At 63.1% G+C, this 11725-nt stretch carries 10 protein-coding genes; 2 read left to right on the top strand and 8 right to left on the bottom strand.

Features of this window, described 5'->3' with window-relative positions:
* Positions 1-166: 166 nt before the first annotated feature.
* Positions 167-1051: an EAL domain-containing protein gene (locus NCT32_RS25830; RefSeq protein ID WP_061116354.1), complete on the top strand. Its 885-nt coding sequence runs from the start codon at positions 167-169 to the stop codon at positions 1049-1051.
* Positions 1052-1131: 80 nt separating this feature from the next.
* On the opposite strand, the gene NCT32_RS25825 is transcribed toward NCT32_RS25830, so the two are convergent.
* The 3 genes from NCT32_RS25825 to NCT32_RS25815 form a co-directional block, all read right to left on the bottom strand.
* A complete protein-coding gene (locus NCT32_RS25825) occupies positions 1132-3039 on the bottom strand; it encodes a M60 family metallopeptidase (protein WP_061116353.1) in 1908 nt (635 codons plus the stop codon).
* 146 nt (positions 3040-3185) lie between these two features.
* On the bottom strand, positions 3186-3473 hold the full coding sequence (locus NCT32_RS25820) for a DUF4148 domain-containing protein (protein WP_250490623.1): 288 nt from the start codon (positions 3471-3473) through the stop codon (positions 3186-3188).
* 134 nt (positions 3474-3607) lie between these two features.
* On the bottom strand, positions 3608-4051 hold the full coding sequence (locus NCT32_RS25815; RefSeq protein ID WP_061116352.1) for a MarR family winged helix-turn-helix transcriptional regulator: 444 nt from the start codon (positions 4049-4051) through the stop codon (positions 3608-3610).
* 143 nt (positions 4052-4194) lie between these two features.
* On the opposite strand from NCT32_RS25815, the gene NCT32_RS25810 reads away from it, so the two are divergent.
* A complete protein-coding gene (locus NCT32_RS25810) occupies positions 4195-5736 on the top strand; it encodes a DHA2 family efflux MFS transporter permease subunit (RefSeq protein ID WP_061116351.1) in 1542 nt (513 codons plus the stop codon).
* Between the two features lie 5 nt (positions 5737-5741).
* On the opposite strand, the gene NCT32_RS25805 is transcribed toward NCT32_RS25810, so the two are convergent.
* From NCT32_RS25805 to NCT32_RS25785, 5 genes are all read right to left on the bottom strand, one after another.
* A complete protein-coding gene (locus NCT32_RS25805) occupies positions 5742-6131 on the bottom strand; it encodes a hypothetical protein (protein ID WP_250477815.1) in 390 nt (129 codons plus the stop codon).
* Complete coding sequence (locus tag NCT32_RS25800; RefSeq protein WP_250477814.1) at positions 6128-7006, bottom strand: ParA family protein; 879 nt, start codon at positions 7004-7006, stop codon at positions 6128-6130. The genes NCT32_RS25805 and NCT32_RS25800 overlap by 4 nt, the downstream gene beginning before the upstream one ends.
* A 171-nt stretch (positions 7007-7177) precedes the next feature.
* Positions 7178-9247, bottom strand: coding sequence for a bifunctional diguanylate cyclase/phosphodiesterase (locus tag NCT32_RS25795; RefSeq protein ID WP_061116348.1), 2070 nt, complete (start codon positions 9245-9247; stop codon positions 7178-7180).
* 106 nt (positions 9248-9353) lie between these two features.
* Positions 9354-10625 carry a cardiolipin synthase gene (cls, locus tag NCT32_RS25790; protein ID WP_061116347.1) on the bottom strand — a complete coding sequence of 424 codons (1272 nt, stop codon included), beginning with the start codon at positions 10623-10625 and terminating at the stop codon, positions 9354-9356.
* 78 nt (positions 10626-10703) lie between these two features.
* Complete coding sequence (locus NCT32_RS25785) at positions 10704-11513, bottom strand: DUF4410 domain-containing protein (RefSeq protein WP_061116346.1); 810 nt, start codon at positions 11511-11513, stop codon at positions 10704-10706.
* Positions 11514-11725: the final 212 nt, after the last annotated feature.

The following is an 11725-nucleotide window of genomic DNA, read 5'->3' as shown; positions in this document are numbered from 1 at the left end:
ACGAAATCGGTACGCAACCCTGAACGCGGCGTGACGCCTCGTGCCGCAATCGTGACAGCATGCGCCGGCGCGCAAACGTTGTGAGGCTTCGCATTGCGCACAGTCTGCAAGTCTGGCACGACTCGTGCAACCGCCTCCACGACCAACTGGGAGGGGTGGCTCAAGCATGAACAGAACGACACACGGCTCGCCTGTCGCGAAAGCCGCGCCGAACTCAGATCATGCATTCAGGCATCGCATACTCGACGGCCTCGAGGCCGGAGAATTCTGCATCGCCTATCAGGGAATCTACCGAGTCGACAGTGGCGAACTCGCGCAAATGGAAGCGCTCATTCGCTGGCGTCATCCGGAGTACGGCGTATTGCTGCCGGGCGCATTCAGCGAGGCCTTCAAGGACGCCGACCTCATGCGCGAACTCACGTGGTTCGTGCTGAACGTCGTTGCGTCCGAAATCGGGGCGTGGCGGGCGCGCGGCGGCGCGCATTATTCGGTCGCGGTGAACGTGCCGCCATCGGTCGCGGCGCTGCCGGGATTCGCGGACCGCATGGACTCGATTTGCCGGTCGCACGGGGTCACCCCCGATTGCATCGAGCTGGAATTGCTCGAAAGCGAAGACCTGGCGCGCATGCCGTCGATGCCGAAGGTAGTGAGTCATCTCAAGCACAAGGGCGTGAGCGTCGCGATGGACGACTTCGGCACGGGCTACTCGTGTCTCGCCGCACTCGGTCCGATCGACTTCGGCACGGTGAAGATCGCGAAGGAGCTGCTGGCCGAAGCGCCGCGCAGCCCGAATGCGTGCATGGTGTTTTCGTCGGTGCTCGCGCTGCTGACGCGGCTCAAGGTGGCAATTGTCGTCGAAGGTGTCGAGACGGCCGCGCAGGCGCAGTGGATCGCGCAGTGGCCGCATGTGCTCGCGCAGGGTTTCTTTCTCGCGCGGCCCGCATTCGGCATCGATAACGTGCCGGGCGCGCGCATAGGTCGTGCGATGACGCGGCGCAGAGCCACGCGGCGGGACGGGCGCAGCGACATCCGGCTAGCCGATGCGGCATGAATGGTCGAAGCGTTTCTGGCAGCCCTCGCAAGAGCCAGAACTTCGCCGACCGCCTCGCGCGTCGGCGGTTTTTTTGCGCGTCAGATCCGCGTGCGCGTCAAATCCGTCGCAGGCGCATTCAGCTTCAATTTGCCGATAGCCGCGTGCGTACCCGCATCGACCGGCAAGCCCCATCGCTCGAAGAACGCCCTCAAATCGAGATTCGCCGCAATGCAGGCGCGCAGTATGAAGGTCTGCACCGCGCGCCTGTCGCCGCCTTCATCCTCCATCAGCGGATGCAGCCGATAGAACTTGTGCAGCCGCGCATAGAAGCCGTCGCCGAGCGCGCGGCGCAACTGCTCGTACATCACGAGCCTGATCCACAGCGCCTCGGAAGGCAGTGGAAACGATGCATCGTCGAGAAAATTGCGCGACGGCTGCGCAAGATAAAGCGCCGCGAGCTCGATCCGGTTCTTTCTGCCGCGCGCATCGACGACTTGCATCAACGGCGAGGCCATCGGCGTACCGAGACGTTGCAGCGCGTGCAGCGAATAGATGTTCACGGTCGTCTCGGTTACGCCGGGCCACGTCCAGTCCCATTGCTGATACATGTGGCCCATCTCGTGCCACACGCCCCATTCATCGGCCTTCGCGGTTTGTAGCAAGGTCTCGGCGGCACTGTTCAGCGGCAGGCCGATCATGTAGTACGTCGCGTACATATACGCGTTCTGCAACTCCGCGTGCGTGGAAATCGCGTCCTGCACGAAATGCACGCGCAGCGGCGAGGGTGCATCGAGCGCACTCGAATCATCGAGTCCGGACACCTCGTCGTGATAGCCCATGATCCGCCCGATATAGCCGAGCAGCGCGGCCGGGTCCGCCGCGCCCGCCTTGTCATACATCGAGCGCGCGACGGTGAACATCGTGCGCCTGCCGACCATCTCGACGAGCGGCGAATCGGCGTAACGTTGCAGCATCGCGCGCCATTCGACGAGCGTCGTCGCGGCCTCGGTATAGAACGGCACAGGCTTGCCGCCTTCGCGCACGAAGATATCGATCGACATGCGCGGGCGCTCGTTGAATCCGCTATCGACGTATTCGAAGTAAAGCAAGCCATCGCGCGACGCAACGAATTCGTTGCGCCCTTCCGTCGCGAGGATCATCTGAGGATCGCCCGCGGGCTGACGTCTGTAGAAGCCGTTCTTGTTGCCGACCATGATGACGAGGCCATCCGGACCATCGTCGGCGAGACCGCTCACATCTATCACGACGGACTCTCCCTTCGACACATACAGCCCCGACGGATGATAGTCGGTCCAGCGAAAGCCGCCGAGCCGGTCGGCTTCGATCGCATCGGGCGCATAGGCGCTCAGGTGATAGCGCTTCGCCGCGTTGTCGTAGGTCGATTGCAGGGCTGCATCGTGCGTGCGATACGCGTGATCCGCACCTTCGTTGTGCACCTCGTACAAACGCCATTGCCCGGCCTGCGCGCTCACTTCGACGAACGCGCCGTCGCGCAGGGCGTGACGCGTGACGACGAGCCCCGTCTTCGTGCCGCTTGCCGCGATGGTCACCGCGTTCGCGTCGGCTTCGATGCTCCAGTTCTGCCGCGCTTCGCCCGACGCCGCTTCGAGCCCCACGCGCGCACCGAGCGTCACGTATCGTCCGTAGAGTTTCGAATACAGGCGAAAGCCGCTGCCTTCCTTATCGACGGTCCAGACCTGACTTGCGGCAAGTTCCGGCGTCCATTTCGACTGAACGAGCGCGATCGTGCCGTCCGGTTGCATGTGCGCCGTCAATGCCTTGAACGTAGCGTTCGAAACGATGTAGAAGTCGCCTTCTCCGACTCTCGCGCCCGCGCCGTAGGGCACCTGCATGGCGCCCGGCGCCGCTGCAAAGCGCGAGATGCGCACGGCGTCGTGCGGATAGAAGGACATCGGCGCGTAGTAGCGCGATGCCGCATGCGCGTCGCACAACGCGAAGATCAACAGCCACGATCGCCACCGCATGCTCGTATCCTCCGCGCTTCATCGGCCGTGTCCGCGGCGCTTCGTCGACGATCGGGAACTTGCACCTTGCGTGTTGCCTTCTATGCCGAAGGCAGTCGGCGGAAAACGCGGGATGTCTCCCGCGTCTTCGCCACACGATGAATCGATTACGGGGCCAACGCCGGGGCCGGTTTCCCGGCGTTCTGCGCATTGATCTTCGCCTGCGCGTTCTGCAGATTCTGCGGATAGTTCGTCTGTTCGCCAGCCGGGTTGTAGCCGTTCTGCTCCAGTTGCTTCAGCTCGGCGTTCTTCTTCGCGCGCGCCTCCTTGCGCTGGGCTTTCTTGATCTGCTTCGGCGTGGAGGCGGCCGTGTCCTGCGCTTGCGCGACGGGCATCGCGACGAACGCGGCGACGGACAGGGCGATGACGGCCAACGGTGCGGTTCGTTTGTTCATGATCGATCTTCTCCGGATGGATGGCGACAGTTGACGACGACACTTGCGCGGATCGCGCAAGCAATCGGCGATCCATGCGCGGCACGTTAGCACGGCGCGCGCAAACCGGCAGCGAAGGCATGCGCCGCGATCGGTCACCGGTCGACGATGCGGCTCAGATTCCCGCGCACGCGTTGCAGCAGCGCGATCAACTGCTCGCTTTCCTGCCGGCTGAAGCCCGCGAGCGCCTCCGACGCGATCTCGTCGCCGACGCGCCGCGCCTTGTCGAGCGCCTTTTCCGCCTTCGGGGTCATGCGGACCTGGCGTTCGCGGCGGTCGTCGGGATTCGGGCGACGCTCGATCCAGCCGCCCTCTTCCATGCGGTCGAGCAGCCGTCCGGCGGAAATCGGCGCGACTTCCAGTAGCCCCGCGAGCCGCGCCTGATTCACTTCGCCGTAATGCGAAAGATAGGCGAGCACGCGGCATTGCGCGCGCGTGAGATTGAGCGATGACCTGGCCAATACGTCGAAACGATTGCCGCACAGGCGGTCCACGTCCGCGACCAGAAAGCCGAAGCGCTTGTCGAGTTGGGTTTCCATCGCGCGATTATATGGAAGAGCTTTCAGCGCGGCACGTTGCGCACACTCCGTAATCGACCGAATTGCGCCGCAATGCGCCCGCCCTATAATAAGCCTGCTTATCATCACCCTACTTATGAAAGCCGCTTCCCGCGGCCACCTCCATGTCCTCCGAAGTCTCCACGGAACGCGCCGCGGCGCCCCTGAACCGCGGCATGCTGACCGTCTCGATCATGCTCGCGACGCTGATCCAGACGCTCGACAGCACGATCGCAAACGTCGCGCTGCCGCATATGCAGGGCAGCCTGTCGGCGTCCCAGGACGAAATCACGTGGGTGCTGACGTCCTACATCGTCGCGGCGGCGATCGCGACGCCGCTCACCGGCTGGCTCTCCGACCAGTTGAGCGTGAAGAAGCTGCTGTGCGTCTCGATCGCGGGCTTCACGGTCGCATCGGCGCTTTGCGGGCTGTCGGAGACGCTGGCGCAGATCGTCGCGTCGCGGCTGTTGCAGGGCGTTTTCGGCGCATCGCTCGTGCCGCTGTCGCAGTCGATCCTGCTCGACATCAATCCGCGCGAGAAACAGGGCCAGGCGATGGCCGTCTGGGGCATGGGCGTGATGGTCGGGCCGATTCTCGGTCCGACGCTCGGCGGCTGGCTCACCGACAGCTACAACTGGCGCTGGGTGTTCTTCATCAACGTGCCGATCGGTGCGTTCGCGCTCTTTGGCGTATTGACGTTCCTGCCCGCGCAGGTCGCGCGGCGTGCGGTGAAGTTCGATGCATTCGGCTTCGCGACGCTCGGCCTCGCGATCGGCGCGTTTCAGGCGATGCTCGATCGCGGCGAACAACTCGACTGGTTCGGCTCGATGGAGATTCGCATCGAAGCGCTGCTCGCGGCGCTGAGTTTCATCTTCTTCATCGCGCATACGGCGACGGCCGGTGCGCGCTCGTTCTTCAAATACCAGTTGCTGAAAGACCGCAACTTCGCGACCGGCACGTGCTTCATCTTCGTGATCGGCGCGGTCATGTACGCGACGCGCGCGCTATTGCCGCCGATGTTGCAGAACCTGATGAACTATCCCGTCGCGACGACCGGGCTCGTCACTGCGCCGAGCGGCGCGGGCACGATGATCGCGATGCTCGTCGCCGGGCGGCTTCTGAAGCACATCGATGCGCGTCTGCTGTTGCTGTCGGGTTTCCTGATTTCGGCGCTGGCGCTCTGGCAAATGATGCACTACACGATCGTTCTGTCGGCATCGGATATCGTGTGGCCGGGCGTGATTCAGGGCTTTGGACTCGGGCTCGTGTTCGTGCCGCTGTCGGCGCTGACGTTCTCGACGCTCACGCCCGAGTTGCGCGCCGACGGCACCGCCACCTACAGTCTGATGCGCAATATCGGCAGCAGTATCGGCATTTCGATCGTGCAGACGCTGATGACGCGCAACACGCAGGTCGCCCACGCGGACCTCGCCGCGCAGGTGACGCCGTTCAATCCCGCGATGCAATCGATCCTGTCGGGCGGCTCCGTGCAGGACATGGCGATGCTCAATCAGACCATCACGCAGCAGGCGTCGATGATCGCGTATCTCAACGATTTCAAGCTGATGTTCGTCGCGACGTTGCTGGTAGTGCCGTTGCTGTTGCTGATTCGCCCGGCGCGCAACGCTCTCGGGGATGAATCGGTCGCGCATGCGGCGATGGATTGAGGGCGTCAGCTTGGGTCAAGTGTCCGGCCGATGAACGCCGAGCCTCGCGACAGGCGGGCGCGCAACCCGTCCGCGATGAAGTTCGCCAGCTTCTTCTCGTCTTTCCACTTCGAGGAACGACGCGAGGGATCGAGGTCCTGCCGGCGGATGATGGCCTTGAGGACATCGGCGGGCTGCGTGCATAGCCACGCGCGGAAGTCTTCGTCGCCACGCGCTGCGAGTTCGGCATGGACGTCGGGCACGTCGATGCCCTTGGGCTTGGTCGACGTTTTCGGACGCGCGCCGGATGGTTTTTCGGGCGGGCGAATCAACGCGTCGAGTTTTGCCGCAAAAGCAGGATTGCTCGACGCTTCATCGTCAAGCAAGGCGGAGAGACCTTGTAGCAGCGCGATCACTGGGTGTTTGCTTCGCATAGTGTCAGGATTTCCCGTGTGAGTCCTTGCAAAGCGGCATACGCGTTCGGTCCGTACTTGTTGTTGAGCGTGCGCAGATGGGCTTCGTGATCCGCACCGCGCGCAACATCGACGGATTGCGGAATCCAGTTCTTGAAGAAATGAGGCTGCGGCACGCCCGACGGGTTGAACTTGCCGAGGCGGCCATGCGCCAGATCGTCCATGACACGTTCGTGGAGCTTGTTGTTCTGCACCTTCGTCGCGACGATGCCGAGCGGCTCGATCTTCTGCCCGAGGTCGGCGGCGAAACCACGGACGTGGTCGACGATCTGATAGATGCCCCACGTCGACACGATATCGGGAATGGTCGGAATGACGTAACCGGTCGAGATGCGCAGGCCATTGTGCGTGACCGCGCCGAGGCTCGGCGGACAATCGATGATGATGTAGTCGTATCGGTCGATGACGGGATGCAGGGCCTTTTTCAGGATATCGAGCGGATTGTTGGTGAAGTGCCCTTTCATCGCGACGCCGGGAATGTGGTCCTGCAACGTGATCAGGCGAATGCTGGAAGGCAGCAAATCGAGCCCTTCGATGCCACCGTCGACCGTCGACACCCCGCGTATGATCGCGCACTCGATATCGAACTTGGGCGGAAGCTGATTGTTGATCTTGTCCTCGAACAGTTGCGCGATCGTGTGCCCGGCGTGGTCGCGCTCGCCCCACTCGACTTCGGAAATCAGATTCACCGTGGCATTGGTCTGCGGATCGAGATCGATCAGCAGCACGCGCTGGCGCGCTTCGAGCGCGAGAATCTCCGCGACGGCCACCGCCGTTGTCGTCTTGCCGACGCCTCCCTTGAGATTGATGAAACTCAAGATATGCGGCGCATTTCCCTTGACCATCCTGACCCCTATGTTTTATTAGCCTCGTCGATACGCCGCGACGATGTCTCGCCGCGAACGTGAGGATTTTTACATATCGGAAAGGATGACTAAGTAATATTGTTAGTCAAAATTCGAGGACACCTCGAACCAGACCACGCCCGCCTACGCGCTCACCTCTCCCTGCTCCAGCATCACCCCGAACGCATCGGCGGAAAGCGGCATCGCCAGCAAAAAGCCCTGCATCTCGTCGCACATCATGTCCTGAAGCCGGTCGAGCTGCGAACCCGTCTCGACTCCTTCGGCGACCACATCCATATCGAGCGAATGCGCGAGCGCGATGATCGCCGACACGATCGCGCGCCCTTCCTGCCCGTTCTCGTCGAGCCCGTTCGTGAAAAAGCGATCGATCTTCAACTGCTTCGCGCGAAAACGCTGCAAATAGGCGAGGCTCGAATACCCCGTGCCAAAATCGTCGATGGCGATCTCGAAACCATTCTCCTGGAACGCGCGGATCATTTCGATCGTGCGCGGCGCGTCCTGCATCGCCACCGTCTCCGTGATCTCGAACATGATCTGCTCGCTCTGCACGCCTTCCGCGCGCACGATCATCATGATGTTCTCGACGAGATCCGCCTCGTGCAATTGTCGCGGCGACAGGTTGATGGCCACCTTCACCGGCGGACACCCTTCATCACGCCAGCGCGCAAGCTGGCGGCAGGTCTCGTGCACGACCCAATAGCCGATTTCCACGATCTGACCGGAACGCTCGGCGATCGGAATGAATTCGAGCGGCGTCAGCGTGCCGATCTCTGGATGGTCCAGCCGGATCAGCGCCTCCGCGCCCGCCAGCTCGCCGCTCTTGCCACGGAATTTCGGCTGGAAGAGCAAATAGAAGTGGCCGCCGTTCAACGCCTCGTGCAACGCCTGCTGTATCTGCAAGGTCCGCACCGCCGCCTCGTTCATGCTCGCCTCGAAGAAGCGATACGTGCTGCGCCCGCCACGCTTGGCCTCGTACATCGCCAAGTCCGCGTGCTTGAGCATCGATTCGACGGTGTCGCCGTCCTGCGGAAACAGCGCGATGCCGATGCTCGGCATCACCTGCAACGGATGATTCCCGACGAGCAGGCCTTTCTTCATCTCGTCGAGAATGCGCTCGGCCATCTTCTCGGCATCGGTCGGTGCGTGCAGGTTTTCCAGCATCACGACGAACTCGTCGCCGCCGAGGCGCGCCACCGTATCGCCGCCGCGCACGCATTCCTGCAGGCGCCGCGCGAACGCCTTCAGCACTTCGTCGCCGACCGTATGGCCGAGCGAATCGTTGATGGTCTTGAAGCCGTCGAGGTCCATGAAGAGAATCGCGAAGCGGCCGCCGCTGTGCTTCGCGTTCCGCATAGCCCGATCGAAGCGCTCGTTCATCGTGCGGCGGTTCGGAAGATCCGTGAGCGTGTCGAAGGTCGCCATGCGCACGATCTGGCCATTCAGACGCGACACCGAGCCGGCAAGCAGCGCTGTGCGCGCGTCGAAGCGCGACAGCACGAGCGTGATGATCAGAATCGCCAGCGTGAAGAGCACGATGGTGGTCGCGAGCCAGTGCGCATCGACGTCATTGGCCGCGCCGCAGATCGAGCCCGGCAAGAACTCCGCCGCCGCGTTGCCCGTGTAGTGCATGCCGGTGATCGCGATGCCCATCACCAGCGCGGACCCCATGCGCTTGACGAGCACGTTCGTCTGGTTCGCATCCGAGAGCGTGTACGCGATCCACAGCGCCGCGCCCGACGCGATCACCGCTATCGCGATCGACGCGGCGAAAAGGCGCGGATCGTACACGATCGCCGGTTGCATGCGCATCGCGGCATCGCCGGTGTAGTGCATCGCCGCGATGCCCGCACCCATCAGCACGCTGCTCGCGACGAGGCGTCTCGCCGTCAGCCGCTTGCTCGTGATGACACGCAGCGCAAAGAAGGACACGAGCACCGCGATGCCGAGCGACCCGGCAGTGATCTTGAAATCGTAGCCGAGTCGAATCGGCAATTCGAAGGCGAGCACGCCGATGAAATGCATCGACCAGATGCCGATGCCCATCGACGCCGCCCCGCCCGCGAGCCAGATGTGCCGCATGCGCGATCGCGAAAGCGAGGCGATCCGGCCCGAAATGTCGAGCGCGGTATAGGAAGCGAGCGTCGCGACTACGAGCGACGCCGCGACCAGCCAGAAGTTGTAAGTGCCGTGCATGGTTGCCGATGGCCCGAAGGCTCGATTGCGTGAGCGTCTTATCGGCTTGCGTCCCGCGATCTTGAGGCCCGGCTGACAAATATTCGCTACGTGCTTCGTGCCGACATCAAAGCTGCGAATCGAGCAGCGCGGCAACGCGCTCCAGCAGCTTTTCCGGGAGCGAACGGCGGCGCCAGTCATCGAGCGTGATGCGTTTCGACTGGGCGACGTCGTCGTCGAAAATCGCTGTCTGGCGACGCGCGAAATCGCGGTCGTAGATATTGAGGTTGGCTTCGTCGTTGAGCTTGAACGAGCGGCTGTCGAAGTTGGTCGAGCCGACCGAAACCAGATATTCGTCGACCACGATGAGCTTGCAGTGGAACATCGTCGGCTGATACTCGTACATCTCGACGCCCGCCGCGAGCAGATCGCCCCAGCACGCGCGCGACGCCTCGCGTACCGTGTGCGTGTCGATGCGCTTGCCCGGCGTGATGATGCGCACGCGCACGCCGCGCTTCGCCGCCTCGACGATCGCGTTGATGGTCAGCTTGTCCGGCACGAAGTACGCGCTCGACAAATGGATGGAGTGCGTGGCGGCGGTGATCCCCATGAGGTACATCAACTGCATGTCGTCGCTGCCGCCCGAGGGCGAACTGCTGAACATGTGGGCGAAGCCGTCGCCCGCGGCGTCGATATGCGGGAAATAGGCGGGGCCGTGCAATACGTTGCCCGTCGCCTTGACCCAGTTGTCCATGAACACCGCCTGCATCTGCCCGACCGCGGGGCCTTCGACGCGAAAATGCGTGTCGCGCCAGTGCTTTTCGTCCTGCGCGTGCCCGGTCCATTCCTCGGCGATGCCGACGCCGCCCGTGAACCCGATGTGCCCGTCGATCACCAGCAGCTTGCGGTGAGTCCGGTCGTTCATGCGCCCGAGTCCCGTCCAGTGCGGCTTGTGATACTGGATCACCTCCGCGCCCGCCTCGCGCAACATCTGCAGGTAGCGCTTGTCCATTTTCGACGAGCCGACCCAGTCGAGCAGCACATGCACCGCGACGCCCGAGCGCGCCTTGTCGGACAGTGCGCTGGCAATCTGCTCGCCGATCGCGCCCGACCAGTAAATGAAGGTCTCGAAGGTAATCGTTTCTCGCGCCGCGCGGATGCCTTCGAGCATCGACGGAAAGATCGCGTCGCCGTTCAGGAGCACCTCGAAGCGGTTTCCGCCGATGACGGGCGGTCCGAGCAGCAGACCCATCGAGCGTATGAATTGCGGATCGTCGCTCGCGTAGAGCCGTTCGATCTTGTGCTCGATCTTCTTCTCGCCACTCGTCAGATTCGCAATCACGAGCACGACGACGAGCGTCGCCACAACGGTCAGGACAATCAGGGCAATCGTCAGCATGCGCGGGCCTCGCAAAGCGAACATTCGTCCGGAATCATAGTGCAAGCAGCTTCCGGACCACGCATGTTTCGACTTCGATCAGCTCTTCGCCGCCATCCAGCCCTGCTCCTGGCCGAGCTTCACGATCTGTTTGGCGATGGTGTCGGCGAGACGCTTTTCATCGGACGACACGCCTGCGTGCTTTGTCTCCGATAGGGCATGCAGCCCGCCCGACACCGCGATCGAAGTCGCGACATGTCCCGCCGCCGCGCCGATGCCCGCCATTTCCGCGACGCCCGGCGCGTGGCCGCTGTCGGCTTTCGCGTCGAACTGTTCGAGCAGTTGCGGCGCGCCGTGCGCCGGCTTGAAGACGAGCTGCACGGTCGCGCCGACCTTGCTTTCGCCCGCGCCGAGGCCGATCACCATGCGGCGGCGACGATTGCCCGCGTCGATCGTGCTGATGTTGCCAACGACCTCGAGCACGTTCTGGTCTTGCGGCGGCGGCACGTCGGCGCGGACCGCGCGAAGGCCCATCGACTGAAGCTTCGCGACGATTTCGTTCGCGACCTCATCGCGCGCCGCGACGGCGTCCTGCGCCTGCTTTTGCGCCTGCGAATCACCGGACATTGCGGAACCGATCTTCGAGATCAGGCCGTGATTGTCGAGCTTCACGTCGCTGGAATCGCTCGCGAAGGTATAGACGTAGATGGTGTCGGGACGCACGGCGGGCACGGCCGCGACGGTCTGCACGTATTGGCCGCCGTACTGGTTGTATTGGCCCGAGGCTTGTGCGGGATTGCTCGCGCATCCGGCAAGCAGCGCCGTGCCGACGATGAATCCGGCCAGCGCCGCGCCGCGCGCTTTCTTGAAGACCGCATTGAGCGACGAGAATTTGATCGGGTTGGACATGTTGCACCTCCGTACCGGCCGCGCCGGGAATCATGAATGAGTGGATTCGGGATGCGTGATGCGGCTCTCGGTTCTCTGTGCTGTTTTCGCTCTCGATCACGCAGGTGCAACTATGGCCGAAGGCCGCAGCGCTGGCCATCGGGCATTTATGTCGCGGAGTTTCATGGGCCGCGCGGGATGTTCGCGCAATCCTCTGACAGATACAAATCATG

Source organism: Caballeronia sp. INML2 (assembly GCF_023631365.1).
In the GTDB taxonomy this organism is placed as follows: Bacteria; Pseudomonadota; Gammaproteobacteria; order Burkholderiales; family Burkholderiaceae; genus Caballeronia; species Caballeronia turbans.
The sequence above is the reverse complement of the archived record's forward strand: the minus strand, read 5'-3'. Positions and strand labels throughout refer to the sequence as shown.